Source organism: Subsaximicrobium wynnwilliamsii (genome assembly GCF_007997225.1).
Classification (GTDB): Bacteria; Bacteroidota; Bacteroidia; order Flavobacteriales; family Flavobacteriaceae; genus Psychroserpens; species Psychroserpens wynnwilliamsii.
Map to the genome: position 1 here is coordinate 1 of NZ_VORM01000035.1, position 26,995 is coordinate 26,995.

At 39.1% G+C, this 26,995-nt stretch carries 27 protein-coding genes and 2 tRNA genes; 15 read left to right on the forward strand and 14 right to left on the reverse strand.

Features of this window, described 5'->3' with window-relative positions:
- Window positions 1-115, forward strand: a 115-nt coding sequence (locus ESY88_RS21940) for a T9SS type B sorting domain-containing protein (protein ID WP_147087337.1), incomplete at its 5' end; no start/stop codon positions are given.
- A 510-nt stretch (window positions 116-625) separates the two neighbouring features.
- Here the strand turns inward: ESY88_RS21940 and ESY88_RS18925 are convergent.
- From ESY88_RS18925 to ESY88_RS18945, 5 genes are all read right to left on the reverse strand, one after another.
- Window positions 626-1,456, reverse strand: coding sequence for a universal stress protein (locus tag ESY88_RS18925; protein WP_147088233.1), 831 nt, complete (start codon window positions 1,454-1,456; stop codon window positions 626-628).
- Between the two features lie 70 nt (window positions 1,457-1,526).
- Window positions 1,527-2,372 (reverse strand): universal stress protein, encoded by an 846-nt coding sequence (locus tag ESY88_RS18930; protein WP_147088234.1) that lies wholly within the window; start codon window positions 2,370-2,372, stop codon window positions 1,527-1,529.
- Between the two features lie 87 nt (window positions 2,373-2,459).
- Complete coding sequence (locus tag ESY88_RS18935) at window positions 2,460-3,308, reverse strand: universal stress protein (protein WP_147088235.1); 849 nt, start codon at window positions 3,306-3,308, stop codon at window positions 2,460-2,462.
- Between the two features lie 648 nt (window positions 3,309-3,956).
- Window positions 3,957-4,042 (reverse strand) — tRNA-Leu (locus ESY88_RS18940).
- 250 nt (window positions 4,043-4,292) lie between these two features.
- Window positions 4,293-4,365: transfer RNA gene (locus tag ESY88_RS18945), tRNA-Lys, on the reverse strand.
- A gap of 129 nt (window positions 4,366-4,494) precedes the next feature.
- Between ESY88_RS18945 and ESY88_RS18950 the strand changes: the two genes are divergently transcribed.
- A complete protein-coding gene (locus ESY88_RS18950) occupies window positions 4,495-5,013 on the forward strand; it encodes a shikimate kinase (RefSeq protein WP_147088236.1) in 519 nt (172 codons plus the stop codon).
- Here the strand turns inward: ESY88_RS18950 and ESY88_RS18955 are convergent.
- Complete coding sequence (locus ESY88_RS18955; RefSeq protein WP_147088237.1) at window positions 5,005-5,499, reverse strand: phosphoribosyltransferase family protein; 495 nt, start codon at window positions 5,497-5,499, stop codon at window positions 5,005-5,007. The two genes, ESY88_RS18950 and ESY88_RS18955, sit on opposite strands and share 9 nt — an antisense overlap.
- 57 nt (window positions 5,500-5,556) lie before the next feature.
- Complete coding sequence (locus tag ESY88_RS18960; protein WP_147088238.1) at window positions 5,557-5,937, reverse strand: RNA-binding S4 domain-containing protein; 381 nt, start codon at window positions 5,935-5,937, stop codon at window positions 5,557-5,559.
- Between the two features lie 133 nt (window positions 5,938-6,070).
- On the opposite strand from ESY88_RS18960, the gene ESY88_RS18965 reads away from it, so the two are divergent.
- Entirely contained in the window at window positions 6,071-7,027 is a 957-nt protein-coding gene (locus ESY88_RS18965) for an FKBP-type peptidyl-prolyl cis-trans isomerase (RefSeq protein ID WP_147088239.1), read from the forward strand.
- Between the two features lie 74 nt (window positions 7,028-7,101).
- Here ESY88_RS18965 and ESY88_RS18970 read toward each other — a convergent pair whose 3' ends face one another.
- The 3 genes from ESY88_RS18970 to ESY88_RS18980 all read right to left on the reverse strand — a co-directional run bounded on the left by ESY88_RS18970 (window position 7,102) and on the right by ESY88_RS18980 (window position 9,703).
- Complete coding sequence (locus ESY88_RS18970; protein ID WP_147088240.1) at window positions 7,102-7,692, reverse strand: porin family protein; 591 nt, start codon at window positions 7,690-7,692, stop codon at window positions 7,102-7,104.
- A gap of 55 nt (window positions 7,693-7,747) precedes the next feature.
- Window positions 7,748-8,701, reverse strand: a complete 954-nt coding sequence (locus tag ESY88_RS18975) for a transketolase family protein (RefSeq protein WP_147088241.1) — start codon at window positions 8,699-8,701, stop codon at window positions 7,748-7,750.
- A gap of 111 nt (window positions 8,702-8,812) precedes the next feature.
- Complete coding sequence (locus ESY88_RS18980) at window positions 8,813-9,703, reverse strand: transketolase (protein WP_223270896.1); 891 nt, start codon at window positions 9,701-9,703, stop codon at window positions 8,813-8,815.
- Between the two features lie 22 nt (window positions 9,704-9,725).
- On the opposite strand from ESY88_RS18980, the gene ESY88_RS18985 reads away from it, so the two are divergent.
- The 12 genes from ESY88_RS18985 to ESY88_RS19040 all read left to right on the forward strand — a co-directional run bounded on the left by ESY88_RS18985 (window position 9,726) and on the right by ESY88_RS19040 (window position 22,862).
- On the forward strand, window positions 9,726-9,959 hold the full coding sequence (locus ESY88_RS18985) for a hypothetical protein (RefSeq protein ID WP_147088243.1): 234 nt from the start codon (window positions 9,726-9,728) through the stop codon (window positions 9,957-9,959).
- 13 nt (window positions 9,960-9,972) lie between these two features.
- Window positions 9,973-11,103, forward strand: a complete 1,131-nt coding sequence (tgt, locus tag ESY88_RS18990) for a tRNA guanosine(34) transglycosylase Tgt (protein WP_147088244.1) — start codon at window positions 9,973-9,975, stop codon at window positions 11,101-11,103.
- A 334-nt stretch (window positions 11,104-11,437) separates the two neighbouring features.
- Window positions 11,438-12,514 carry an LptF/LptG family permease gene (locus ESY88_RS18995; RefSeq protein ID WP_147088245.1) on the forward strand — a complete coding sequence of 359 codons (1,077 nt, stop codon included), beginning with the start codon at window positions 11,438-11,440 and terminating at the stop codon, window positions 12,512-12,514.
- Window positions 12,501-13,415, forward strand: coding sequence for a DMT family transporter (locus ESY88_RS19000; protein ID WP_147088246.1), 915 nt, complete (start codon window positions 12,501-12,503; stop codon window positions 13,413-13,415). The genes ESY88_RS18995 and ESY88_RS19000 overlap by 14 nt, the downstream gene beginning before the upstream one ends.
- A 60-nt stretch (window positions 13,416-13,475) precedes the next feature.
- Window positions 13,476-14,429, forward strand: a complete 954-nt coding sequence (locus ESY88_RS19005) for an acetyl-CoA carboxylase carboxyltransferase subunit alpha (protein ID WP_147088247.1) — start codon at window positions 13,476-13,478, stop codon at window positions 14,427-14,429.
- A 168-nt stretch (window positions 14,430-14,597) separates the two neighbouring features.
- Window positions 14,598-16,139, forward strand: coding sequence for a replicative DNA helicase (gene dnaB / locus ESY88_RS19010; RefSeq protein WP_147088248.1), 1,542 nt, complete (start codon window positions 14,598-14,600; stop codon window positions 16,137-16,139).
- A 551-nt stretch (window positions 16,140-16,690) separates the two neighbouring features.
- Entirely contained in the window at window positions 16,691-17,728 is a 1,038-nt protein-coding gene (locus tag ESY88_RS19015) for an AI-2E family transporter (protein ID WP_147088249.1), read from the forward strand.
- 195 nt (window positions 17,729-17,923) lie between these two features.
- A complete protein-coding gene (locus tag ESY88_RS19020) occupies window positions 17,924-18,853 on the forward strand; it encodes an aminotransferase class IV (protein WP_147088250.1) in 930 nt (309 codons plus the stop codon).
- On the forward strand, window positions 18,834-19,565 hold the full coding sequence (locus ESY88_RS19025) for a sulfotransferase-like domain-containing protein (protein WP_223270897.1): 732 nt from the start codon (window positions 18,834-18,836) through the stop codon (window positions 19,563-19,565). The genes ESY88_RS19020 and ESY88_RS19025 overlap by 20 nt, the downstream gene beginning before the upstream one ends.
- A gap of 238 nt (window positions 19,566-19,803) precedes the next feature.
- On the forward strand, window positions 19,804-20,988 hold the full coding sequence (locus ESY88_RS19030) for an asparagine synthetase B (RefSeq protein ID WP_147088257.1): 1,185 nt from the start codon (window positions 19,804-19,806) through the stop codon (window positions 20,986-20,988).
- A gap of 502 nt (window positions 20,989-21,490) precedes the next feature.
- The gene (locus ESY88_RS19035; RefSeq protein ID WP_147088251.1) at window positions 21,491-21,757 is read left to right on the forward strand and encodes an EF-hand domain-containing protein; all 267 of its coding nucleotides are present in this window, start codon (window positions 21,491-21,493) and stop codon (window positions 21,755-21,757) included.
- 61 nt (window positions 21,758-21,818) lie between these two features.
- Complete coding sequence (locus tag ESY88_RS19040) at window positions 21,819-22,862, forward strand: adenylate/guanylate cyclase domain-containing protein (protein WP_223270899.1); 1,044 nt, start codon at window positions 21,819-21,821, stop codon at window positions 22,860-22,862.
- Between the two features lie 258 nt (window positions 22,863-23,120).
- On the opposite strand, the gene rplT is transcribed toward ESY88_RS19040, so the two are convergent.
- The 4 genes from rplT to thrS form a co-directional block, all read right to left on the reverse strand.
- On the reverse strand, window positions 23,121-23,465 hold the full coding sequence (gene rplT / locus ESY88_RS19045) for a 50S ribosomal protein L20 (RefSeq protein ID WP_147088252.1): 345 nt from the start codon (window positions 23,463-23,465) through the stop codon (window positions 23,121-23,123).
- Window positions 23,466-23,612: 147 nt separating this feature from the next.
- Window positions 23,613-23,810 carry a 50S ribosomal protein L35 gene (gene rpmI, locus ESY88_RS19050; protein WP_147088253.1) on the reverse strand — a complete coding sequence of 66 codons (198 nt, stop codon included), beginning with the start codon at window positions 23,808-23,810 and terminating at the stop codon, window positions 23,613-23,615.
- Between the two features lie 108 nt (window positions 23,811-23,918).
- Window positions 23,919-24,464 carry a translation initiation factor IF-3 gene (gene infC / locus ESY88_RS19055; RefSeq protein WP_147088254.1) on the reverse strand — a complete coding sequence of 182 codons (546 nt, stop codon included), beginning with the start codon at window positions 24,462-24,464 and terminating at the stop codon, window positions 23,919-23,921.
- Between the two features lie 33 nt (window positions 24,465-24,497).
- The gene (gene thrS / locus ESY88_RS19060; RefSeq protein WP_147088255.1) at window positions 24,498-26,441 is read right to left on the reverse strand and encodes a threonine--tRNA ligase; all 1,944 of its coding nucleotides are present in this window, start codon (window positions 26,439-26,441) and stop codon (window positions 24,498-24,500) included.
- Between the last annotated feature and the right edge of the window lie 554 nt (window positions 26,442-26,995).

Genomic DNA, 26,995 nt, shown 5'->3' on the forward strand with positions numbered 1-26,995 from the left:
CACCTACAACGGCGGCCAGGTGCCCACCAGCGACTACTGGTTCGTGGTCGAGTACCAGGAACAGCAAGCACAGACAACAAGAGAGTTTAAAGCCCATTTCACACTGAAACGATAACAGACATGAATTGGCATAAAAAAAAGAGCATGAAATTATTTCATGCTCTTTTTTTTATTTGAATTTTTCAGGATGGACTGTTGATTGAAGTGACCTAAGGATCCTAAGAAGGTTTGAAGGCTTCCGTTTATTCAGGCTTAAATCAATTTTTCCGGGGAATTGTTCTGCTTCCGTTTTTCGTCTGAATCGGTATCGAGTGGCCTCAAATATAGTTCAAACTATCATTTCAATATTTCATTTTTCAGAATCACTCCAAACTAAAGTGTTTGGCACTTCCGAAGCGTCGGGATCACGAATGTGTCTGACTACAAGTTTATAAAAATAGTCTCGTTTTTTGAGGCTGCACATTCAGATTGGATACTATTACTTTCACGGATAAATAAATTTTCAGTCTGTTTATAGATCTGGGGCACTTTATTCCGCTGCGCTTAGTTTCCTCTTGTGAATTTCCACAAATTGCTTACCAAGTTGTATCTAAGATTGATCTTGTGATTATATGATGTCGCCCAGTTAAGCCTTCGGAATGACTAAAAACGGAATCGTGGGCTGAAAACCGATTCTTTTGATGACGGGCTCTTTGGTGACATATTCTAAGAAACTATGCGTGTAGTAGATCATTGCCAAAATATCAATGTCATGTTCCTCAATAAAATCCTTGATGGCATGTTCTTTTTTGCCAGAGTCTAATACAGAATTAAAACTGTGTGGAATATGTTCCAGGACGGACTCTAACACCTTCTGTTGTTCGTGTTGTGCTTCAGACAATTCGAGGTTATCGCTAATGTGAACTACGCTGATCTTGGCCTTATATAGTCCACACATTTGTTTTACATATTCTATTTCCTTTCCGTAGGAACGATTAAAATCTGTTGGAAACGCTATTTGCTTCGGTTTCACAAAATTGAATCCGTCGGGAATCATAAGTACAGCCGAAGACTTTATCCTTTTAATGACGTTTACCGTGTTACTGCCAAAAAATAGGTCTTCAGATCTACTGGCACCTTTCGTGCCCATAATCACCAAATCGATACCATGCTGCGATAGCGTAACTTCTATGGCGTCAAATAAATCGTTCTGACTCAAAAGGATATTGAACTTATGTTTGGAATTTGGAAAGGTCTTTTCGGCTTTGGTTTTGAATTCTGAGAGTGATTTCAAATCATTTTCGGCCATGACTCTCGCTAATTTAGTTGAAGAGACTGAAATTCTCCCAGATGGGGGTTGTGAAGCGTGCAAAAAGTAGAAATTGCAGTCTTCATTGGCAAACAGTTTTGTGGCATATTCCGTGGCGCTCCAAGCATTTTCAGAAAAATCTGTTGGTAAAAGAATGTTATTTTTCATGTCATATAATTAATAGGGTTCAAAAGTTTTGGTTTATAATTTACTTTCAATTGCTATAAATGAATTCTGTTTAATTTTTTGAATGAATGACCAAAAACGGGATTTGGATATGGAAACCGATTTGTTTGACCTTTGATTTAAACAGTATGTTTTCAAAAAACGAATGCTTGTTGTTGCACATGATCAATACGTTGATCTTATTATCTTTCTGAAAGCTGTTGATACCGTCTGTCACACTATCATTATTGATTTCATGGTAAACGAAAGGAAGCTCTTCGAATAATGATTCCAGTTCCAATTTGTTGCGCGCTTGCGTGAGGGTTACATTTGTTCCGGTTAAAATGTGCAAGGCGTGAATTTTGGACTTATGTTTCTTGACAAGGTCCGCCACTATTTCCAACTCGGTGTTTTTGAAGGGAACTTCTAAATCTGTTGGGAATAAAAGGTCTTTTAAAGGTTCAAATTGAAAGCCAGAAGGAATGGCCAGTGTTGGGCATTTTACCTTCTGGAACACATCTACCGTGTTTGTGCCAAAAAGCACCTCCTTAGCACCAGTTGCACCTTTAGTTCCCATTATTATGAGATTGACAGGTCGTTTTAGAATAAATTCTTGAATCCCAGAAACCAAGTTATCCAAACTTAAGCTGGTATCAAAACTGTGTTTAGGGTTGTTTTTGAACTGCTTATCAATGCGTTTGATTAAGCTTTCCAGATTGACTTGTGAACTATTTCTCATGGCATCGACCAAACCGAATTGCGCGGGATAGCCCAAAACATATTCCACATTATATACCATTGGCATATAATTGTTCAGTAAATGAAAGGTGCAAGTTTCATCCTTGAACAGGTTTATGGCATAGGAGATGGCGTTCCATGAATTTTCTGAAAAATCGGTGGGTAAAAGAATATGCTTCATCTGGTTGACTGTTTTTGCCTTACATCTTAAAACTAGATCTCATTTGAGAATGTTTACTAACTTAGAAATTTCAATTAGTTTTCACCTTCAATACCGTCTTGTGTTTTGCATGGCCAATAACGGAATGTCCAATCCAAGACTCACTTTGTCAATTGTAGAAGGGAACAACATATCCTCTAAGAAAGAGTGTTGCGTATTTACCATGGTCAATAAATCAACACTATTGTCTTTGAGATGGGCTTTAATGGTTTCTGAAACCGATTTGTTACGCTCTTGGATAAAATTGAGCGTATTGCCTTCTAAGGTGTCTTTTATAAATGATTGATTGTCCTCCTGCCTCATGGAAAGTCCCTTACTTTTTGAGACATAAAGGACATCTATGGTACTGCGATAGGATTTTGCTAAAACGGAAAGCAACTTCAGCTCGCGACGTTTATATGGAATGAGATAATTGGTGGGAAACAAAATGCGCTTGGGTTGCGTGTTGGTATAATTTGTAGGGATAGCCAGAACCGGACATTGCACATATTTGAGTACTTGAAAGGTTTGGCTTCCAAATACGATACTGCGATCGTCTGATTTGCCCTTTGTGCCCATTACAATCAAATCAATATTATGCTCGTCTGAAATTTGGTTAGCCTCTTCAACAAGTGTATTGAATGCCGAAATACCATGGTAATTGAATCTGGTATTGGTGGCAATCGCCTCTACTTTTTGAAGCAGCTCATCCATGTTGCTTTTTGATTGCTTTTTGACACTCTCCAAAACCGTATCAAAAACCTCCCGAGACACAAGCTGCTCATCGTCATAAAACTCATTGCGATAGGCATGCATGAAGTAGAAGTCGGTTTTTTGGTATTTGAAAAATTCGAGCGCATACTTAATGGCGTTCATTGAATTTTCAGAAAAGTCGGTGGGCATTAGTATCGATAGCATAAGATTTACGTTTTAACATTAAAAAGTAAATCTAGGGGTTTGTTAAAACAAAAACTATGATAAATGTCAGACTTAAACCCCTCCAGAGGGTTTTATTCCCCGAGGCATGCCTTGAAGTACAAAGAACATCTTTCAATTCATACCTTGTGGGCTTTCCCCGAGGTTATTGATTTGGTTTGTGTGCAATAGGCCGCAATTTCAAGCCGAATATTGAAAAGGTGATTTGGAAACACAATCTTATATGCAGCTTCCAACCGGTAGACAGTCTCGATGCAAAACTAGGATGTTGAACTCGTAGTCGTTTCTATGGGCAGGATAATTAAAATGGGACATATAGGCTCCCCTAATTGGCTAAAGCACAAAAAGAAGAAAGAATGCAGAGCCGCTTTGCGTCCTAATAGTATTCTAAACTTAAAAACGCAAAAATTTTTGTTACCCCCATCAGCAGCGGCTGAAGTAAAAATTTTAGGATTATTCTAAATTTTGAGAATATGACCACCCTTTAGTCCCGATAGCTATCGGGAGGGGTAAAGACATATTCGGCTATGGGATATTAAAATCAACTTTTAGTCCTGTTTTTGGATATACGTAGAAGAAAGATCAAGAATAATAATAAAGATAAAAAATTAAGAGAAATAAATATAAAAGTGCGCACGAGAAGACTCGAACTTCCACGACCTAAAACGGTCACTGGCCCCTCAAGCCAGCGCGTCTACCAATTTCGCCACGTGCGCATTATTTAGTAAGGAAAAGAGCATTGAGCTTACGCTCAAACTATGTAATTGGACTGCAAATATAATGTTTGATGGCATATCTGCAATAGTTTTGTTTCAATATGTGCCCAAAGCTTTTCAATTTATTCTAAAGAACACATCAATACAGTTTATAAATGATCTCAACTCTTTAAAAAAGCAGTTTGTAGCAAGCAATGATTTTTTAAAAAACAAAACCTTGCAAATCCTAAGATATGCAAGGTTTTTCTAGTGACCCGGCTGGGGCTCGAACCCAGGACCATCTCCTTAAAAGGGAGATGCTCTACCAACTGAGCTACCAAGTCAAAATGTTTCTCTAACGAGGGTGCAAATATAATAGGTTTAATTAAAATTACAAACCATTTTTTATAAATTTTTTTGTTTTTTTGCATCGCCTAAGCTTATGTTTTTAATAATCAATTTATAACACTCTTATGACTATTGCATTAATTGGATATATGGGGTCTGGAAAATCCCAAATCGGACTCGAATTATCAAAAACACTGAACTATAAATTTCTTGATTTTGATGCTTATTTGGAAGAAAAGGAACAAATGCCTGTAAAGGAAATCTTCAAATCAAAAGGGGAGCTGTATTTTCGAAAGTTGGAAACAAAATACCTTGCTCAAGTATTGCAATTGGAGAACAGTATTATTTCTTTAGGGGGTGGTACGCCCTGTTACGGCAATAATATGGATCAAATCGTGAATGCTATAGGCGTGAAAAGCGTCTATCTAAAAACGAGCATCCCAACACTATGCGCGCGCTTATTTGACGAAAGAGCAAAACGACCGCTCATCGCACATTTAAATGCTGAAGCAGACCTTCAAGAGTTTATAGGCAAACATTTATTTGAACGATCAATATTTTACATGAAGGCTTCTCACAGCATCCAAACCGACGGGAAGACCGTTGAGCAACTTGCCCAGGAACTCGCTGTTAAACTACTTTAAAAACGCCTCAAAATTATTGGTTTGGAGATTAACATCTACGTGCTCATGAAGGGAGGTAGATAAAGAAAGCCCCTTGTAATCTGCTTTTATGGGGAATTTTTTGTGATTTCTATCCACCAATACTGCAGTTTTGAATTGTTTGAGCGGTACATCCAAAAAATGCTTCACACCATAAATCAGGGTACTGCCAGAATTGAGCACATCATCTACGAGAACCACAGATTTATTTTGATAATCGGCGGGTGGCAGCGAAGTGGTAATGGCTTCCAAAGGGTTTTTTTTGTTGATCAGCACTTTGCAAAGCGTGGTCTCAATTTCTGAAATCACATCTAATTGCTTCTTGATCTGTTTAGCCAATATAAATCCATTCTCTTGAATGCCCGCCAAAATCAAAGTGTTCTCATCAACGTTGCTTTCATAGATTTGATAGGCAATACGCCTGATTTTATTTTGGATTTCCTGGTGGTTGAGAATTACATTTTTCATTGGTCAAACTGGTTTTCGTGAATTAATGTTGGGCGTGCTGCTGGGTTCTACAATTACTTATTCTTCAACTTTGGGTGCATCGTAAAAATCGTCAATATCCCTACGATCTTTTTTCGTGGGGCGTCCGGTTCCTTTTTTCCTGTAATAGTCTTTAGAATATTTCAATAATTTTTGTGCCTCGAACGCTTCTTTTGGCGTGGTGTCTGTTCTATAGATATCCACCAACTTGGCGCCAACACGATTTGGAGGCAAATCATTGATGGTCAATTGGTATTTGATCTGGTCTTTTCGAAGTTCTATTTTATCTAAGGGGAAAACATCACGACTGGGTTTGACCACTTGTTCATTGACTTTAACCTGCCCTTTTTTGCAAGCGGTTGTGGCAATGCTTCTTGTTTTATAGTACCTTATACACCAGAGAAATTTATCTACACGCATTGTTTTACTTTGAAATTGGGGTTAATTGTATGGTACAAAAATATTATATTATTGTATCTTGCGGCCTAAAAATAAGGAATATTACACCGTTTGTAAAGGGCAGTGGTGTTTACTAAAAAGAAAAATGACTTTTATGAAATATCTTAAATATAGTTTGGTGCTGTTTTTAACGCTCGCGATGGGAAGTTGTGCCAATGATGATGATGCGCCAATTCCAGTGGTGCCGCCAAGAGATAGAGGTGAGCAGCAAATTGAAGACGATATGGCTTTAGTGAATTATTTGGAATCGCATTATTACAACGCCTCCCTTTTTGAAACTCCAGGTGATTATGAGATCACAGATATTGAGATTATGGAACTTCCAAAAGATGCCGATGGCAATTACTTAGCCTTGCCAAACCCTGATACCAACAAAATTTTAAAGGATGTTGTAGAGACTAAAAACACAACCTTTGCGGAAACCAGCTATAAATACTATATTCTTCGTATCAACCAAGGTGGCGGTGACAGTGTCAATTTTACAGATGCACTTCGATTGAATTATGCCGGAAGCCTTGAAGATGGTACTGTTTTTGACAGCGCTATCAATCCAATTCTTATTAATTTAGTAGGAAATGGCAGCACAACGTTTGGAGCCATTCAAGGTTGGAAAGAGGTTATGCCTAGTTTTGGGACTGCTGAAGGCGATGCTGTGATTAATGATGATGGCACGGTGTCTTATAATAACTATGGCTTTGGAGTCATGTTTTTGCCTTCTGGCTTAGGCTATTTTAATTCTTCTGTAGCGTCTATTCCAGGTTACTCTAATTTGATTTTTAAATTTGCGATTTTTGAAGCCATAGCCGATGATCTTGATCGCGATGGCGTGCCTTCGCATCTTGAGGATTTGAATGATAATGGTGACTTAATGGATGATGATACAGATGGAGATGGAATACCTAATTTTGCAGATGTCGATGATGATGGCGATGGTGTGCAAACACAATTTGAGGATTTAGATAATGACGGTGACCCCACCAACGATGATTCCAACGGTGATGGAATACCAAATTACTTGGATCCTGAGTCTACGGAAACCAATCAGGTATAAGATAAAATTATCAACTAAAAAAGCTGCATCCGTTAAAGATGCAGCTTTTTTTTATGTCATTTTCATCGGAAGCTTTAGAGCGCCAATGAGAGACTGAGAATCAATTGTTCTGGTCTTGTGTCTATTCTACTTACCACGCCATCACCAATGTTGTTATTGATGAAGGTGGCTTCGTTGTCACTAAAACCGCGTTCGTATCTAAGATCTACTCCCAATCGACCCAGGTTTGCGCTTATGCCAAAATTAAGGCCAACGCTGAAATCTTCCTTCACGTTATCAATGTTGATCCCAGAAAACTCAGTATCCAATATGTACTGTAGCGAAGGCCCTGCAAAAACACTCACGGGCCCAATGATTTTTACGCCCACCAAAAGTGGTGCATCGATTTTTTGCATGCTGAAATCATCACTGTCATAATCACTTTTAGTACTGGTGTACACCAACTCTGGTCTAAAATAAAGGTCGTTTCCTATTTTACCGAAGACGCCTATATGGTACCCAATATTGCGGTCTGGCTGTTTGGCGTTGCTGCTAACCGATTCAAAATAATCGCCATTGGCATTGTAATTCAATCCGCCTTTTAGGCCGAAAGAACTTCCTTCCTGAGCGTTGACGCTTAATGAGATCAACACTAATAGGAGGGTGCTTGCTACTGATTTTTTCATAAATATCGTTTTTAATGATTTGATGTGAATTATCAAAAACGCTGCCAAACGAGAATTATTTCCTTTTGAGCACCTTTTCCGATGCTTTTACAATCGCTTCAGCATTTAGACCGTATTTTTCCATGAGTAACTCTGGTGTGCCAGATTCTCCAAAGGTATCTTGAGTCGCCACAAATTCTTGCGGCGCTGGTTGATTTGTAGAAAGCACGCGAGCCACACTTTCGCCCAAACCGCCCAAGTAGTTATGTTCTTCCGCCGTGACCACACATTTGGTTTTTGCGACAGATTTTAAAATGGCCTTATCATCTAAAGGCTTTATGGTGTGGATATTGATCACTTCTGCAGAAATGCCTTTTTCATTCAAGGTCTTGGCAGCTTCCAAGGCTTCCCACACCAAATGGCCTGTGGCAATGATGGTCACATCGCTACCTTCAGTCAATTGCACTGCTTTGCCAATTTCAAACTTTTGGTCTTCCGCAGTAAAATTCGCGACTTTTGGTCTTCCGAAACGTAAATATACCGGGCCTTCATAATCAGCAATTGCGATGGTAGCCGCTTTAGTTTGGTTGTAATCACAGGTATTGATCACGGTCATGCCTGGCAGCATCTTCATGAGACCGATGTCTTCAAGAATTTGGTGTGTGGCGCCATCCTCACCCAGTGTTAACCCAGCATGTGAAGCACATATTTTTACGTTTTTGTTAGAGTAAGCGACGCTTTGACGTATTTGGTCATAAACCCGCCCGGTTGAAAAATTGGCAAAAGTGCCTGTAAAAGGGATTTTTCCGCCAATGGTCATGCCTGCTGCAAGACCAATCATATTTGCTTCGGCAATGCCCACTTGAAAGAAACGTTCGGGGTGATTTGCTTTAAAATCGTCCATTTTCAAAGAGCCAATCAAATCGGCGCAGAGCGCGACGACATTTTCATGGGTTTTCCCCAGTTCTGTCAAACCTGCTCCAAAACCTGAGCGTGTATCTTTATTTCCTGTGTTCGTGTATGTTTTCATAAGCCTCCCTAATTCCCTCCAAAGGAGTGATTTTTCTTAGGTTTTAATTTAAATGTTATGGTATTCATTTTTTTTAGAAGTCCTTCCCTTGGGGAAGGATTTAGGATGGGATTAATAGTCTCCCAAGGTTTCTGGATTTTGCTTTAAGGCAATTTCCAATTGCTCGTCATTTGGTGCCTTACCGTGCCAAGCGTGGGTATGCATCATAAAATCAACGCCATTGCCCATAACAGTATGCAACAATACGCACACAGGTTTGCCTTGACCAGTTTTTGATTTGGCGACTGCCATGCCTTTTAAGACCTCTTCAATGTTATTGCCTTGTAAAATATCAACAACGGTCCAGCCAAAAGCTTCAAATTTTTCTTTGAGATTGCCCATTGGCAAAACCACATCGGTTGGGCCGTCAATCTGTTGTCCGTTATAATCAATGGTTGAGATGATATTATCCACATTATTACCTGCAGCATACATGATGGCTTCCCAATTTTGGCCTTCTTGCAATTCACCATCGCCATGTAGGCTATAAATGAGATGTTGGTCTTTATTGAGTTTTTTGGTTTGGGCAGCACCTAATGCCACAGAAAATCCTTGGCCCAAGGAGCCAGAAGCGACACGTATTCCAGGCAAGCCTTCGTGCGTGGTTGGATGTCCTTGTAAACGGGAATCAATGAGTCTAAAGGTGTTTAATTCTTCCACCGGGAAATACCCCGATCTCGCTAAAACACTATAAAAAACAGGAGAAATATGTCCGTTTGACAGAAAGAAAAGGTCTTCGCCGATGCCATCCATTTCAAAGCTGTCTTTGCGATCCATTATCTCTTTGTATAAGGCGACAAAAAATTCGGCACAGCCCAAAGAACCGCCGGGATGCCCAGAGTTTACCTTGTGTACCATTCTCAAAATATCCCTACGTACCTGAGTGGTTAAATCTTTTAATTGTTGTGTGTTTGACATGTTTAAAGTGTGAGTGGTTTTAGGCTGCAAAAGTAAAGATTTCATTAACCTAAACAAAACTAGCGAAATGGCACTTATCAACGAATTAGCGTTTTTGCTAACAATTCAATCAACATGGGGCGCATTGGATCTTGTTGAGAACGCTTCGAATGAAATTCAAAAACAAAAATCAATTAAGGTTTACCAAGAAAAAGTTCCTGCAAGCGCTGAAAATGGACTTGGCAACGCACACTTTCCGAAGCATAATTTTATCATATGTTTAAGAGCAGAAACACTAGAGTTATTTATATTTGCCACCTGATGACCTCGATTTTATGATTTTTGAATTAAAAGCAAAAGATGCCCAAACCAAAGCTAGGGCTGGCGTAATTACTACAGACCATGGCAGCATCGAAACGCCCATATTTATGCCGGTTGGGACGGTTGCTTCTGTAAAGGGCGTACACCAACGGGAATTGAAGAATGATATCAATCCCGATATTATTTTAGGGAATACCTATCATTTGTATTTAAGGCCACAAACGCATATTTTGGAAAAGGCGGGTGGCTTGCACAAGTTCATGAATTGGGACCGCAATATTTTAACCGATTCTGGCGGGTATCAAGTCTATTCATTATCGGCTAATCGAAAAATCAAGGAGGAAGGCGTTAAGTTTAAATCGCATATTGATGGGAGTACCCATGTGTTTACACCCGAAAATGTGATGGAAATACAACGTACCATTGGTGCGGATATTATCATGGCCTTTGATGAGTGCACGCCTTACCCATGCGATTACAAATATGCCAAGCGCTCCATGCACATGACGCATCGTTGGCTGGATCGCTGTATTGGCCATTTGGATAAGCTGCCATTTAAATATGGTTATGAGCAGACTTTTTTCCCGATAGTTCAAGGTAGCACTTATAAGGATTTACGCCAAGAATCTGCGGAATATATCGCAAATGCAGGTGCTCAAGGCAATGCCATTGGTGGTTTATCGGTAGGGGAACCTGCGGAAGAAATGTATGCCATGACCGAAGTGGTTTGTGATATTCTTCCTTCGGAAAAACCGCGTTACCTAATGGGCGTGGGAACACCAATCAATATTTTGGAGAATATAGCGCTAGGTGTTGATATGTTTGACTGCGTGATGCCAACCAGAAATGCCAGAAATGGGATGTTGTTCACGGCACATGGCAGCATTAATATCAAGAACCTAAAATGGGCAGATGATTTTTCACCTGTAGATGAAATGGGCATTACCTTTGTGGATACCGAATACTCCAAAGCCTATTTGAGACATTTGTTCACGGTTAATGAACTGTTAGGAAAACAAATTGCTACCATACATAACCTAGGTTTTTATATGTGGTTGGTTAGGGAGGCCAGAAAACATATCATTGCGGGCGATTTTAGAACTTGGAAGGAGAAAATGGTCAAGCAAATGGATAAACGATTGTAATCAATCATATAGGAAGTAAGATTTACGAAGTAGAACTATGATTTTCAATTATAGGAGTTATAATGTTTTAAATCAGTATTGTTTGGTACAAATAGTTCCGCCTTGCGATTTACCTATATTGCAAAGCCGATTCGTAGATTTTTTAAGGCACAGGGCTTATTTTTGAATTTTTTAAAAAAAATATAAGTTTTACAAAAGCTAATAATTATTTAGACTGTTTATCAGTTAGTTATAATCAAGTCTTGGCTCTTAGATCTATTGGCGTAGCGGTCTTAAGTCTTAACTGGGCAACACTAATTTTAATAAAACTTAAGCTAAAAGTGCTTAGGAGCGCATGAAAATACTCGATTGGTACATATTAAAGCGATATCTCTTTACATTTTTGATGATGTTGTTGCTGTTCATTCCTATTGGGATCACGGTCAATCTCGCTGAAAAAATCGGGAAGATTTTGGAGCGTGAAGTCCCATTTGCAGCGGTGGCACAGTATTATTTGGATTTTACGATCTATTTTGCCAATCTGCTATTTCCTATATTTTTGTTTTTATCGGTGATTTGGTTCACCTCAAAACTGGCGAACAATACAGAGATTGTTGCCTTCTTAAGTTCTGGAGTGTCCTTTTGGCGTTTTTTAAGACCCTACATGATTGGTGCAACCATCGTTGCGGCTTTCGCTCTATTATTGGGTTTATATTTGGCGCCTAAGGCCAGTAAAGGTTTCAACCAATTTAAATATGAGTATTTAAAGAATAACGCCAATGTGGTGCAGACCAGTAATATCTTCCGGCAGGTCAATGATACCGATTACATTTATGTGAGCAATTTTAATCCTGCAACCAAAGTGGGTTCTAATTTTAGTTTGGAGCATGTGGTGGGCAATGAATTAAAGTATAAGATCACTGCCAATAATATACGTTATGTCGAAGAGGATTCCGTCTACAGGCTATCCACTTACACCAAGAGAAAGTTTCAGGATAATAGAGAAGTATTGGAAACTACCCGACGCAAGGACACGGTCTTTCCCTTTGATGTTAAAGACCTCACGCCTGAGGAATATATTGCAGAGACGCTGCAATATGATGAGCTGATAGATTTCATCGAAAAAGAAAAGCAACGTGGTTCCTCAAATATTGGGCGTTATGAAGTGGTAAAGTACAAAAAGTGGAGTTTGCCGGTTTCTGTATTTATATTGACCATTATTGCGGTAGCGGTTTCTTCCAAAAAAAGACGTGGCGGCATGGGTGTTAACTTGGCCTTTGGTATAAGCATAGCCATGATTTATGTGTTTTTTGATAAGATTTTTGGGGTTATGGCAGAGCAGAGCAGTTTTAATCCTATTGTAGCCGTATGGTTTCCCAACATCGTTTTTGGTATATTAGCCATTTATCTGCTGTACAATGCCAAACGCTAAGACAAAGAACTATCTTCATTTACATCTTTTGGTGTTCATTGCTGGTTTTACAGCAATCCTGGGCGAATTGATTTCCATAGGTTCCACGGCTTTAGTATGGTATCGCATGTGTATTGCGGGAGTGCTGATGTTTCTTTACATTAAGATGATAAGGCTTAAGATCAAGGTAAGCACCAAGACAAAATTTAAATTTTTTGGGGCAGGGATCATTATCGCCTTGCATTGGATCACTTTTTTTGAAGCCATTAACCAATCTAACGTATCGATTGCTTTGGCCATGTTTTCTACCGGTGCTTTTTTCGCTTCCTTTATAGAACCGCTATTTTATAGGCGGCGTGTTATTTGGTATGAGATCGTTTTTGGTCTGGTGGTCATTACAGGCGTCTTTTTGATTACCCAGAGTGAAATTGCCTACATCAATGGGATTGTTCTCGGTATTGTTTCGGCACTACTATCTACGCTTTTTTCGGTCATCAACGGGCGCTTGATTGAGCAGCATAGCGCCACGGTCATTTCATTTTATGAATTTATAAGTGGCCTGGTGTTCCTATCGGTTTTTATTCTGGTTTTTCAGGGTGGCTTTTCGGCCCAATTCTTCACACTTTCAGCAGCTGATGCGTGGTATCTATTCATTTTGGCCTCAGTTTGCACGGCTTACGCTTTTATAGGCGCTGTAGACGTTATGAGGTATGTAAGTCCTTATACGGTGATTTTAACTTATAACCTTGAACCTGTGTACGGGATTGTATTGGCTATTTTCATTTTTCCTGAAACCGAGATCATGAGCTCCCAATTTTACTATGGAGCTTTTCTGGTATTGTCGATGGTCATTGCCGATGGTATTTTAAAAAATTACAAAAGCCATAAAAAGCGCATAGCCTTAGCAAGCAAACCCGATTAAAGTTTTTATATTTGTAGCCTTAAACTAACCAAGACTAATACTAACTCAATCAAAATTTCAATGGAATATTTAGATTTTGAATTACCTATAAAAGAACTGGAACAGCAACTCGATAAGTGCCTCATTATAGGCGAAGAGAGCGAGGTTGATGTGACCCAGACTTGCAAAAAAATTGAAAAGAAGCTCAAGGAAACCAAAAAGGAAATCTATAAAAACCTTAGCGCTTGGCAACGGGTCCAAATGTCAAGACACCCAAACCGGCCCTACACTCTTGACCACATCAAGGCCATTTGTGGCGACACCTTTTTGGAGTTGCATGGCGATAGGAATGTGAAGGATGACAAAGCCATGATTGGTGGTTTGGGTAAAATAGGCGATCAAAGCTATATGTTCATTGGGCAACAAAAGGGTTACAATACCAAAGCAAGACAATTTCGAAATTTTGGGATGTCTAATCCTGAAGGTTACCGTAAGGCCTTACGTTTGATGAAATCTGCTGAAAAATTTGGTATTCCTGTGGTCACTTTGATCGATACCCCAGGGGCTTATCCCGGGTTGGAGGCTGAAGAGCGCGGCCAAGGAGAAGCCATTGCCCGAAATATTCTTGAAATGACACGTCTTAAAGTACCCATTATCACAATAATCATTGGAGAAGGTGCCTCTGGAGGTGCATTGGGAATAGGCGTAGGAGACCGTGTGTTGATGCTGGAGAATACTTGGTATTCGGTCATATCGCCAGAATCCTGTTCGTCAATTCTATGGAGAAGCTGGGAATATAAAGAACAAGCTGCTGAAGCCTTGAAACTCACGGCACCAGATATGAAGAAACTCAAATTGGTAGACGCCATTATCAAAGAACCATTAGGTGGAGCACATACCGATAGAGAAGCTACTTTTAAAGCAGTCGAAAAAGCAATTGTGGAGAGTTATGAGGAACTCAAAAACTTATCACAAAAAGATTTAGTAAGCCAACGCATGGATAAATATTTGGCCATGGGTGTTTTTAAAGGCTAAGTCTTAACCATATCATACTTTAAATAAAACTGAAGCTTATGGTTTCGGTTTTTTTTGTCGCTATTAACAATATATTAAAGTTATCAACAGTTAAATTGTTGATGACCTGTTAAGATTGTAAAACCTCAAAAGGGGTATGTTCTTAACAATTTTTTTACATTCGCAGTTATGAAACAACCCAGTCAAATGCAAGGATATAAAGTTGATAAAAGTACACTTATCAATTTAGAGCGCGGTAAAATACCACCACAAGCTATTGATTTAGAGGAAGTTGTTTTAGGGGCTATGATGATTGACAAGAAGGGTGTTGATGAGGTCATTGACATTCTTAGTCCCGATGCGTTTTACAAGGATGCCCATAAACACATCTTCGAGGCTATTTTCAAATTATTTGAAAACAGTGAACCGGTGGATTTATTAACCGTTTCCAGCCAATTGAAGAAAGACGCAAAACTGGATCTTGTAGGTGGCGATTTTTACCTGATTTCATTGACCCAGCGGGTGTCTTCCTCAGCGCATATTGAGTTTCATGCACGCATCATCCTGCAAAAATTCATTCAAAGAAGTTTGATCAAGATTTCAAATGAAATCATTGAAGAGGCATACGATGAAACCAAGGATGTTTTTGACCTATTGGATAATGCGGAAGCCAAACTTTACGAGGTTACCCAAGGCAACGTGAAGAAATCCACAGAGTCTGCACAAAGTCTCGTCATTCAAGCTAAAAAGAAAATTGAGGAGATTTCCAATCAAGAAGGCATGAGTGGGATCCCGTCTGGATTCACAAAGCTGGATCGATTGACCTCAGGTTGGCAGCCTAGTGATTTAATCATTGTGGCGGCACGTCCCGGGATGGGAAAAACGGCCTTGACTTTGACCATGGCTAGAAATATTGCGGTCAACAGTAATATTCCTGTGGCGTTCTTTTCTTTGGAAATGTCTTCCGTTCAATTGATCACCCGTTTGATTTCTTCAGAAACGGGTCTGTCTTCAGAAAAATTGAGAACCGGGAAACTTGAAAAGCACGAGTGGGAGCAACTCAACGTCAAGGTCAAGACCTTGGAAAAAGCACCTTTGTATATTGATGATACGCCGTCACTTTCCATATTTGACTTGCGTGCCAAAGCCAGGCGTTTGGCCTCACAATTTGGCATAAAAATGATTGTGATTGATTATTTGCAATTGATGACCGCAGGTGGCAGTCAAAAAGGAGGGAACCGTGAGCAGGAAATATCTACCATTTCCCGTAACTTGAAAGCATTGGCCAAGGAATTGAGTATTCCTGTGATCGCACTGTCGCAATTATCGCGTGCGGTAGAAACCCGTGGAGGGAGTAAGCGACCTTTACTATCCGATTTACGTGAATCTGGAGCGATTGAGCAGGATGCCGATATTGTGAGTTTCATTTACCGCCCAGAATACTACAAAATAGAGGAGTGGGATGATGATGAGCGTTCGCCAACAGAAGGCCAAGGAGAGTTTATCGTGGCCAAACATAGAAATGGTGGTTTGGAAAATATACGTTTGAAGTTTATTGGCCATCTCGGTAAGTTCGACAATCTTGATGATTTTGATACGCCTTTTGGAGAGTTCCATTCTAAGATGAATGCAGCTGCAAACGATGATACTTTTAAGCCAGATAACTTCCCATCGGCATCTGATGCCTTTGGTGGTCCTGATGACGATGAGGATAATGATGTGCCTTTTTAATATCTGAAAGCACTTTAGGTAATATCAAAATTCTTATACTTAGTTTTGAAGTTGTTATCTGCGAAGTCTTGTTGTACTTTGATACGTATCAAAAATCTGTAAAATTCTTATCTCTTTCTTCTGTTCGTCAACTTTATAAACAATTTTGAAATGTCTAACTATCATCGCTAGCGCGAGCGTCTCGCTCGTGTCCAAAAGATATTTTCGTATCCAGTTTTTCTCATAATTCCATAATTCCATAATGCCTACATGCATTCCCTTATTATTTATATTCAGATGTTTTAGCTTTGGCTTAAAACAATTAAAAAATATTTTAGGCTTTTTCCGCTCTGTAAGAGGTTATGCGCTCTTCTAAAATATTGAAATGAACTTTCCGAGTAAAAATATCTAATCAATACGTCGTGGCACTTCAGCCAAGCGAATGCATAAATTACATTAATCTATAGGTGATGTTTTTTTAGATTAAGTGAGTTTAAAATATTTTCTTTACATTTATTTCAAAACATTTTAGCTTAACTTTGCAGGCTATTTAAAAAAACTTGCTAAGCCCCATGTTGGAACAAAGACGCACCACAAACCTTTTACTGTTGATCATTGTGATACCGTTGGTGTTTTACTTACTCAAAACCCTATCGTTTATATTCATTCCGCTCATTAGCTCTATGTTTATTGCGCTGTTGTTCTTACCATTGATGCGCTGGCTGGGCAAACGCAAAGTGCCGAGATTGTTTAGTATTGTGATTGTTTTGGCGCTTATTGTTTTGGCTGTTTTTATAGGTGTTGAGCTGGTGCAGTTGTCCAGCAAACAAATCATGGCCAGTGACTCTGGTTTTTTCGCCAAGGCGGAAGTGAAAATCAATGATTTGATGGGCTATCTCCAAAAAGAATTTGGTATTGCCTATAATCAAGAAGGCAGTATCCTTGGGCAGTTTTTTGAGAAAGACAACATTGGCTCTACGGTTGATTTTCTTCGGAAATTCTTGACCACCATCCTCATGATTATTTTCTTTACGGTACTGTGGTTGGCAGAATCCATTAATATGCAACGTGTCTTGAATGATACCATTCTCAGACGGAAACATACTTCGGTAAAAGCCTTTATGAAAATCGAGAACGATTTAATTACCTTCATTAAGGTTAAATTTGCTGTAAGTTTATTGACCGGTATTTTTACTGGTTTGGCCTGCGTGTTTTTTGATGTGTCTTTCCCTATTTTTTGGGGCTTGTTTGCCTTCCTCATTAATTTTGTGCAAATGGTCGGTTCGTTTATTTCGGTGATATGCCTCACGATTTTTGCTTTTGTGGAATTGGAAACGTCGAGCGTGCTCTTCTTTTTCTTTTTGTCAATAACAGGCGTGCAGGTGTTGTTCGGGGCTATTTTAGAACCTGTTTTTATGGGCAAATCGTTTTCCATTAATGTCATCGCAGTGTTGATCATGTTGATGCTTTGGGGCTATATTTGGGGCATTCCTGGGTTGATCATGGCGATTCCAATTACGGTATTCATCAAGATCATTTTGGAGCAGTTTCCAGAAACTAAGGTTGTGGCTTCGCTGCTTTCTGGCTCAGAACGTACTTTAAAACGCTAAAAGAGTTTTCAGTTTCCCAGTTTCAGTCGCAGGCATGCAGCTGAAAATTTTTCATGTTTTTTAATAAATAGTCGGCTCCACATCAAACAGCGCCATACCAAACAGCGCCACGCCAAACAAGTCATCAAACAACAACTCCTCAACAAATCCAATCCTTTTTCATAACTTTCCGCATCAATTTAATTCAGCAATAAAATGGTTCACGGTACACATAATGCCTTAGAAGACGATAGAAATAAGGATATCAAGATTTACATCAATGGCGAATACTTTAGTAGAAACGATGCGAAAATTTCGGTTTTCGACAGTGGATATTTAGTGGGTGATGGCATTTGGGAAGCGCTGAGATTACACAAAGGTGTTCTGGTATTTTTGGAAGCACATTTAGAGCGTTTATGGAGTTCGGCAGCTTCGGTAGGCATGACTTTTCCGTTTACAAAGGCTGAGTTGACAACAATCATTCATAAGGTTCTGGATAAAAACGGAATGTCAGATCAGGTTCATGTGCGCATCATGATCACGCGAGGCATAAAAAAAACACCATCACAAGACCCTCGATTGACGATTTCTGGACCTAATGTTGTCATCATTCCTGAGTACAAAAAAGCTTCCGAAGAAAGCAAACAAAAGGGGATTACATTATTCACGAGTACCATAAGACGTGGCTCGCCAGATTATCTCGACCCAAGATTGAATTGCCACAGCAAACTCCACGAAGTCCAAGCCTTGATCCAAGCTATTGAAGCGGGTGCCGATGAGGCCCTAATGCTCGATGTCAATGGATTTGTGTCCACGTGCAATGCCACCAATTTTTTTATCGTAAAAAACAATGAAGTTTTGACGTCAACGGGGCAATATTGCATGAACGGTATTACGAGGGCTAAAGTCATTGAAGTATGCAAAAAACACAACATCGTTTGCCATGAAAAGAACTTTTCCTTGTTTGATGTGTATGGGGCAGATGAAGCCTTTGTCACGGGGTCTTTTGGAGGAATTACACCTGTTACCAAGATTGACGGGCGGCAGATTGGGTCGAAACCCTTTGGCGACATGACCCAAAAGCTGTCTGGTTTATACCACGATCTCATTGCAGAAACTGTAGCTAATGAAAAAGAATACCATTAAACGCATCTCACTTTGGTCTGGACCTCGAAATATTTCAACGGCTTTGATGTATAGTTTTGCCCAGCGTTTGGATACTAAAGTGTTTGACGAGCCACTCTATGCCTATTATTTGCGAAACAGCAATGCAAAAGCGTATCATCCAGGAGCGAAGGATATTCTGGCTACTATGGAAAATGATGGCAATAGCGTAGTGGATATGATGCTCAAATCTAATGAAAAGCCGGTTTTATTCTTTAAGAATATGAGCCACCACTTATTGAATTTAGACTACAGTTTCATGAAACAAATGACCAATGTGATCTTGACCCGTGACCCTTTGGAAATGCTTCCATCATTCGCAAAAGTGATTGAAAACCCTAGTTTAGACGATGTGGGCTACAAGCTTCATGTGGATTTGATTGCTTATTTCGAGACGCATCAAATAAAGTATGTCGTCTTGGACGGTAAAAATCTGCTTTTAAACCCCGAGGGTGTCCTGCGCCAACTTTGTGAAAAAATTGACATTCCGTTTGACCATGCGATGTTATCCTGGGCACCGTCCAAACGTGAGGAAGATGGTATCTGGGAAAAATACTGGTATAAAAGCGTACACGAATCTTCCGGTTTTGGCGTTTATGAATCTAAATCTGAGATTTTTCCGAAGCATTTGAATCCATTGTTACTGCAATGCCAATCTTATTACGAACAATTGAAAGCTTTGGCATTGTCTTAAAATGTCGCGTTTCAGTCTAAAACATTAAAAGTCTATTAAAGCCTTCCGCTTCGGAACAATTTTTAAGTATCTTTCACTCTCAAATACGAATGGATTCGATCTTCCACAAACTTAGTGCGAGTACTTTTCTGCGGAAGGATTTGATGAAAATGAAAAAGGAAAAATGAAGAAGTCTATAATTTTAGTGTTGCTTTTGGTCATGGGGGCTCATGCCTATGCCTCCTATATATTGATCCCGATGGATGCCGAAGGTCAAAAAAATCATCTCAAAGCTTATGGGGTTACTTATTGGTCGCTTAATAAGCAGATGAAGGTAAAATGGCTGTTGAATTATAGAGGTGGTTCTTTCCTTTTGCCAGATACCGAAGAAATCCAACGTGAATGCCAGATTCGAGGTGTTAGCTTTGAAGTGATTTCCAACGCAAAAACTGAAGAAATCCTCAACATGATAAGTAGTCCAGCCGAAAACATGGAGGCTGTGGTGCTTGAAAAAGCCCCGAAAATCGCAGTTTATTCACCAAAAGGCTTAAAACCTTGGGACGATGCCGTAACGATGGTGCTTACCTATGCTGAAATACCTTATGAAACCATTTATGACGAGGAAGTCCTTGACGACGCGTTGTTATTATACGATTGGTTACACCTGCATCACGAAGATTTCACTGGTCAATATGGTAAATTTTATCGCGCTTATCGTGCCGCTTCCTGGTACATCGAAGACAAAAAACGAGCGGAAGCTTTAGCTGCAGATTTGGGCTACGATAAGGTTTCCGAAGAAAAATTGGCAGTCGCAAAAAAAATCAGGGACTATGTAGTTGGTGGTGGCTTCATGTTTGCCATGTGCAGTGCAACAGATAGTTTTGACATTGCACTTTCGGCCGATGGTGTTGATATTTGTGAGCCCATGTTTGATGGCGATGGAAGCGATCCTGGCTATCAAAATAAAATCGATTATGGTAATACCTTCGCCTTCAAGGATTTTATTTTGGAGCGCAATCCCAATGTTTATGAGTTTTCTTCCATTGATATGACCAGAAAACGAGACATCCCAATGACTACCGATTATTTTACCTTGATGGATTATTCTGCAAAATGGGATCCGATTCCGTCAATGCTTACTCAAAATCATACCGCGTTGGTTAAGGGTTTTATGGGGCAGACTACTGCTTTTACGAGAGATGAAATCAAATCCAACGTGTTGGTCATGGGAGAGAATAAAACCAATGGCGAGGCCAAGTACATACATGGTATTAAAGGCAAAGGCTTTTTTACTTTCTATGGTGGGCACGATCCCGAAGACTATACCCATAAAGTTGGTGATCCCCAAACAGAATTAGATCTACATCCCACTTCTCCAGGCTATAGGCTTATCCTTAATAATGTGTTGTTTCCTGCAGCTAAAAAGAAAAAGCAAAAGACCTAATATGAAGTTTGTTTGGCTTTTTTACATTCTTATTTTACTAGTTGTTTTTTTTATAAGGATTCCAGAGTCTATTTCGGACAGTAATTAATCTGTGAGAACTATTTCAGGCTGCCATAACCTATCATGAAAAGCATCATATTAAGTCCAACAATGAAGTACAGAAAGCCCTCTTGCTTTTTAGCTTAGCAGAAATCCATAAACTTAAATTAGATTACGACGCCGCCAATGGATATTGAGTAAAGGCTTTTGATCGCATTGAAACGAGATGGTATGAGCAGTTAGAATTTATTGCGGGTATTTCTTACCTAAAATTGCACTCAATAACTGTGAAATCTAAAATGTTAGTGATCTTTGGCTGTAGCTATAAGTATAATGATGCTTTTGATCAAGCAGAGGAGATTGTTAATAGAGATCGTATTAAGCTTCCGCAGTATAAATAGAAATAAAGTACATTCCATATTTTATTGAATTGCTTTCAATACATTTATATAAAATTTGAACTATGGCAACAAAAGAAATGATTCTTGAGAAAATACAAATACTGATCACCAACCATTTTCAAACTCCAGAAGAGGCCTTCGCTTTTTTTGATAAAGACAGTAATGGTAAACTTAGTAAGGATGAGCTAGTCGCACTTTTAAAGCAGGCCGAAATAAGTGGTTTTCTAACAGGGATGGTCGCCAAAAGACTCTTGGAAGGATATGATAAGGATGGTAATGGCCGCATTGATTGGCAAGAATTTAAAATGGCCATCAATGAAATGGAATAAGGTAAACACTAAATAACAATCTACAGCTTTGATCTACGCAATAAAACAGTTTTTTAAACTTTTGTTCAATTCGATATTATTTTGGTCTTTCGCCTTCTGTTCCTTCATAATCATTAGATATTATGGTAGAAATCAAGAACAGGTTCACACTGCTCAACTAAACGATGTGGTCACAGCTTCAGAATATTTGATATTCGGTGTTGTGCTTGGGGTTATGGTTGCTATTATCTATACTATCATTGAATTTTTATTTGATAAGTTCTTTTCCAAGATCTTACATCTTGGTTTTATATTACTCTTCAAATCCTTTATTTATTTCATCTTTTTGATATTTTCCCTAACCTTCATAGCTCATTTGGCAGAGGCCTATATCAAGGTCGATTTTCCGAATGAACGAGGTTGGTGGGTTTACAATAAGGTGTTCTGGGTGGTGACGATATATTTTATTTTTTGCTCATTGTTATTTTCATTCATGCGCTTAACCAATGATAAATTTGGAAAGGGAGTGATCTTCAAAATGATTATAGGCCGCTATAGAAACCCAAGAGAAGTAGAGCGCGTGCTCATGTTCATCGATTTGAAGTCCTCAACAGCAATTGCAGAGAAATTGGGCCATTTAAAATACAGTCGTTTTATTCAAGATTGTTTTTATTACCTCAATAGAATAGTGAATAAGTATGATGCAGAAATCTATCAATATGTGGGTGACGAAGCTGTTTTGTCATGGAGCTTAAAAAAGGGGGTTAACAACTTAAACTGTGTTAATCTATTCTTTGATTATGAAAATAAGCTCAATAGGCACTCGAAGTATTACATGAAAAAGTATGGCGTAGTGCCAGAATTCAAAGCAGGGATCCATGCCGGAAAGATTATCATTGCCGAAGTGGGGACCATAAAGAAGGAATTGGCATACCATGGCGACGTGATCAACACGACCTCCCGCATTCAAGAAATGTGTAATGAATACAGTGAGTCGCTATTGGTTTCTGAAGAATTCTTAGCTGAATTGAATCTAGCAAATAAATATAAAGCGATTCCGTTGGGTGATGAATTGTTGGATGGCAAAACTGAGGCGCACAGGTTATACGCAATTCAGAAGAACTGAACTGAATCCTAAAAACAAGTAGCCTTGACTAAAATTGGAAGCAGTGCTGCTCAAAAACAGAAATGGCAGGAGCCTAGTAGATTGAGTGAGATGAAGGAATTGATTTGAACGTTGTCCCTTAACACTTTACAAGGCACGATTGACTTCGTGAGTCAACTAGGAACAAATGCTAAGACCCCTTCGCCTCAATAAAAAAACCGATTCATTTCTGAATCGGTTTTTATAAGCGAATTGTGGTTGTTATTTAGGCGATAGCCCTTACTTTACTTTATTTACTACAGCTTCAAAAGCGTCTGGGTGATTCATTGCCAAATCGGCTAGTACCTTACGGTTCAGGTTGACATTGTTGGCTTTGAGACCTCCCATTAATTTTGAATAGCTCATCCCATGTTGTCTTGCACCAGCGTTGATACGCATGATCCATAACGAACGGAATGTTCTCTTTTTGACTCTGCGGTCTCTGTACGAATATTGCATCGCTTTGTCTACCGCGTTTTTTGCTACTGTCCAAACGTTTTTACGTCTTCCAAAGTAACCTTTTGCTTGCTTAAGAACCTTTTTTCTTCTGGCTCTTTTTGCTACTGAATTTACTGATCTTGGCATTTCTTAATTGTTTTTTGTAGTAGGCGGTCTATCTTTGACACTTTTTATATATTAACTTCACAAATCAAAAATCGTCAATCTGCAATCGTTAATATTTGGCCTAACTCCAGGGTTTATAATTAGTTTTGTTAACCGGTTAAAATCGATTTACTTCAAACGAAGCATGATCTTAACATTGTTCATGTCTGCATCGTGTACCAAAGCATCATGAGTCAAAGCAAGCTTGCGCTTTTTAGACTTTTTAGTCAAAATGTGACTCTTAAAAGCGTGCTTCCTTTTGATTTTACCAGTGCCGGTAAGTTTAAAACGTTTTTTGGCACTTGATTTTGTTTTCATTTTAGGCATTGTCTCCTTAATTTTAATTACGATTCGCTTATTTTTCTTACCGCGATATGTGTCACGGTTTAATATTGAACTGTTTTCCTTTTGATAGGGAATATACAGTTTTCTATTTTACTTTGTTTTTTTGGGAGCGATAAACATCGTCATCCGTTTTCCTTCCAATCTTGGCATTTGCTCAACCTTACCCAATTCCTCAAGGTCTTGCGCTAAGCGCAATAATAGGATTTGGCCTTGTTCTTTAAAAACGATTGATCGCCCCTTGAAGAATACAAAAGCCTTGAGTTTTGCGCCGTCTTTCAAAAATTTTTCAGCATGCTTCTTTTTGAACTCATAATCGTGATCATCGGTTTGCGGTCCAAATCTAATTTCTTTGACAGTGACCTTCGATGCTTTGGCTTTTAAAACCTTCTCACGTTTCTTTTGTTCGTAAAGAAACTTCTTATAATCCATGACCTTACATACAGGAGGATCAGCGTTTGGTGATATCTCAACGAGATCCAGACCTTGCTCGTCTGCAATTTTAAGTGCATCCTTGACGGGATAGATACCAATCTCAACATTATCGCCTACAAGTCTTACATTCTCGGCTCTAATTTTTGAATTGATTTTATGTTGGTCTTCTTGTTTTACTCGCTTAGAGTAATTTCGTCTACGTATAGCTATGACTTATATATTTAGGTTAAACTTGTTCTATTTAAACGTTTTTAAGGTTTTATTAATCTCGTTTTCAATTACTTCGGAAAGAGTCTCGACACTAATCATGCCCAGTTCCTCACCACCATGCTTTCTCACAGAAATCATGTTCTCATCTTCCTCTTTCTCTCCAATGATGAGCATATATGGGATTTTATTCATTTCGGCTTCCCGAATCTTCTTCCCAATCGTCTCGTTTCTATGATCCACGAGGGCGCGAATTTCGTGTTTTTCTAGCAGATTTAAAACTTTTTGGGAGTATTTTTCATATTTCTCGCTAATAGATAGTATAATGGCTTGTGTGGGCATAAGCCATATTGGGAAATTCCCACCAGTGTGTTCTAGTAAAATCGCTATAAATCGCTCCATGCTGCCAAATGGTGCACGGTGTATCATCACTGGCCTGTGAAGCTCATTGTCACTTCCTTTATAGGTTAAATCAAAACGTTCTGGCAAATTATAATCCACTTGAATGGTTCCTAATTGCCAATTTCGGCCCAATGCATCCTTGACCATGAAATCTAGTTTAGGACCATAAAAAGCAGCCTCGCCTTTTACAACTACATAATCCAGACCTTTATCAATGGCCGCATTGAGGATGGCATCTTCCGCTTTTTTCCAGTTTTCATCGCTGCCAATGTATTTTTCAGGGTTTTCTGTGTCTCGCAAAGATACTTGGGCTTTAAAATTCTCAAAGCCTAAGGAGCCAAAAACATAAAGCACCAAATCAATAACATCCTTAAACTCTTTATCGAGTTGGTCGGGCGTGCAAAAAATATGGGCGTCGTCTTGGGTAAATCCCCTAACCCTAGTTAATCCATGCAATTCCCCACTTTGCTCATATCTATAAACGGTACCAAATTCTGCATAGCGCTTTGGCAATTCCTTATAGGAAAATGGCATGGCATTATATATTTCACAGTGATGCGGACAATTCATTGGCTTCAACAAAAATTCTTCGCCCTCCTTAGGTGTAAGGATAGGTTGGAAACTGTCTGCGCCATATTTTTCATAATGTCCAGAAGTAACATACAATTCTTTCTGGCCAATGTGCGGTGTTACCACCATTTCGTAACCTGCTTTTTTCTGGGCTGCTTTCAAAAAATTCTCAAGGCGTTCACGAAGTGCAGCACCTTTTGGAAGCCATAACGGAAGGCCTTGACCAACCTTCTGTGAAAAAGTGAACAATTCCAACTCCTTGCCTAACTTTCTGTGGTCTCTTTTTTTCGCCTCCTCTAATAGGTTTAGGTATTCGGTCAAATCCTTTTGCTTCGGAAATGAGATACCATAGATCCTTGTAAGTTGCTTGTTATTCTCGTCGCCTCTCCAGTAAGCACCAGCTACTGAAAGCAATTTAACTGCCTTTACGATCCCGGTATTGGGAATGTGGCCACCTCGGCACAAATCTGTGAAAGTGGAATGGTCACAAAAGGTAATGGTTCCATCCTCTAGATTTTCAATGAGTTCAACCTTATACTCATTATCTTGTGATCTATATAAATCTAAAGCTTCTGCTTTAGATGCTGCACGCATTTCAAAAGTATGTTTACCACGGGCTATTTCAATCATCTTGTCTTCAATGGATTTAAAATCCTTTTCAGAGATCGAGTGCTCCCCTAAATCGATATCATAATAAAATCCATTTTCTATTGCTGGGCCAATCGATAATTTAACGCCTGGGTAAAGCTCCTCAAGTGCTTGTGCCAATATATGTGCTGAGGAGTGCCAAAAGGCTTTTTTGCCTTCATCGTCATTCCATGTATATAATATGAGTGAACCATCTTCATTCAAAGAAGATGTTGTTTCCAAGGTCGTCCCGTTAAAGTTTGCCGAAATAACGTTTCTTGCAAAACCCTCGCTTATACTTTTAGCAACATCCAATGGCGTAACGCCTTTGTCGAACTTTTTCTCGGTACCGTCTGGTAGGGTAATCTTTATCATATATATATGTCTAGTTTAAGAAGCCACAAAGATAACACGATTAATTTTTACATACAATATATAGTACTCATTACACTTGTTGGAAGCTATAGGAGAGCTAGAGCTGTTTTGACAGCTAGGTGGCTTTGATCTATAAGCACTTCGTCACTTGTATTTAATGTAGTCAATAAGAGTGGTGATTAAAGGTAGGCTCGTACGCATCAGAAATTACTTTCTGCGGAAGGCTTTGTAGTTTCTGCAGATACGTCGAGCTTATAATAGGCCGATCTATATATATGGGTTGGTAAACATCCTCTTATTAAAGCCAGATTATTGCATTGAATGCAATCAATTCAAGCGGTATTATGATGAAGAACGAAATCACTTCCATCCAACGTGTTTTTTTTGCATTGCTAAGCCCTTGGTTATGTGTAGGAAGCGGCCGAAATGCAAAAAAAACCAGAAATAACACCTTGTAAAGTTTGGATAATGGAAAGAAAGGTGCGTATATTTGCAGCCGCTAAAAACGGTAACGTTGGCGAAGTTCTTTACAGGTTTTTTTGTTGTTTTTGTTG

Excerpts from the sequence above, each read along its gene's own strand:
- ESY88_RS18925 (WP_147088233.1), bottom strand. The coding sequence starts at position 1,456 with ATGAAAAATAACATTCTTTTACCAACAGATTTTTCTGAAAATGCTTGG.
- ESY88_RS18930 (WP_147088234.1), bottom strand. The coding sequence starts at position 2,372 with ATGAAGCATATTCTTTTACCCACCGATTTTTCAGAAAATTCATGGAAC.
- ESY88_RS18935 (WP_147088235.1), bottom strand. The coding sequence starts at position 3,308 with ATGCTATCGATACTAATGCCCACCGACTTTTCTGAAAATTCAATGAAC.
- ESY88_RS18950 (WP_147088236.1), top strand. The coding sequence starts at position 4,495 with ATGACTATTGCATTAATTGGATATATGGGGTCTGGAAAATCCCAAATC.
- ESY88_RS18955 (WP_147088237.1), bottom strand. The coding sequence starts at position 5,499 with ATGAAAAATGTAATTCTCAACCACCAGGAAATCCAAAATAAAATCAGG.
- ESY88_RS18960 (WP_147088238.1), bottom strand. The coding sequence starts at position 5,937 with ATGCGTGTAGATAAATTTCTCTGGTGTATAAGGTACTATAAAACAAGA.
- ESY88_RS18965 (WP_147088239.1), top strand. The coding sequence starts at position 6,071 with ATGAAATATCTTAAATATAGTTTGGTGCTGTTTTTAACGCTCGCGATG.
- ESY88_RS18970 (WP_147088240.1), bottom strand. The coding sequence starts at position 7,692 with ATGAAAAAATCAGTAGCAAGCACCCTCCTATTAGTGTTGATCTCATTA.
- ESY88_RS18975 (WP_147088241.1), bottom strand. The coding sequence starts at position 8,701 with ATGAAAACATACACGAACACAGGAAATAAAGATACACGCTCAGGTTTT.
- ESY88_RS18980 (WP_223270896.1), bottom strand. The coding sequence starts at position 9,703 with ATGAAATCTTTACTTTTGCAGCCTAAAACCACTCACACTTTAAACATG.
- ESY88_RS18985 (WP_147088243.1), top strand. The coding sequence starts at position 9,726 with ATGGCACTTATCAACGAATTAGCGTTTTTGCTAACAATTCAATCAACA.
- tgt (WP_147088244.1), top strand. The coding sequence starts at position 9,973 with ATGATTTTTGAATTAAAAGCAAAAGATGCCCAAACCAAAGCTAGGGCT.
- ESY88_RS18995 (WP_147088245.1), top strand. The coding sequence starts at position 11,438 with ATGAAAATACTCGATTGGTACATATTAAAGCGATATCTCTTTACATTT.
- ESY88_RS19000 (WP_147088246.1), top strand. The coding sequence starts at position 12,501 with ATGCCAAACGCTAAGACAAAGAACTATCTTCATTTACATCTTTTGGTG.
- ESY88_RS19005 (WP_147088247.1), top strand. The coding sequence starts at position 13,476 with ATGGAATATTTAGATTTTGAATTACCTATAAAAGAACTGGAACAGCAA.
- dnaB (WP_147088248.1), top strand. The coding sequence starts at position 14,598 with ATGAAACAACCCAGTCAAATGCAAGGATATAAAGTTGATAAAAGTACA.
- ESY88_RS19015 (WP_147088249.1), top strand. The coding sequence starts at position 16,691 with ATGTTGGAACAAAGACGCACCACAAACCTTTTACTGTTGATCATTGTG.
- ESY88_RS19020 (WP_147088250.1), top strand. The coding sequence starts at position 17,924 with ATGGTTCACGGTACACATAATGCCTTAGAAGACGATAGAAATAAGGAT.
- ESY88_RS19025 (WP_223270897.1), top strand. The coding sequence starts at position 18,834 with ATGAAAAAGAATACCATTAAACGCATCTCACTTTGGTCTGGACCTCGA.
- ESY88_RS19030 (WP_147088257.1), top strand. The coding sequence starts at position 19,804 with ATGGATGCCGAAGGTCAAAAAAATCATCTCAAAGCTTATGGGGTTACT.
- ESY88_RS19035 (WP_147088251.1), top strand. The coding sequence starts at position 21,491 with ATGGCAACAAAAGAAATGATTCTTGAGAAAATACAAATACTGATCACC.
- rplT (WP_147088252.1), bottom strand. The coding sequence starts at position 23,465 with ATGCCAAGATCAGTAAATTCAGTAGCAAAAAGAGCCAGAAGAAAAAAG.
- rpmI (WP_147088253.1), bottom strand. The coding sequence starts at position 23,810 with ATGCCTAAAATGAAAACAAAATCAAGTGCCAAAAAACGTTTTAAACTT.
- thrS (WP_147088255.1), bottom strand. The coding sequence starts at position 26,441 with ATGATAAAGATTACCCTACCAGACGGTACCGAGAAAAAGTTCGACAAA.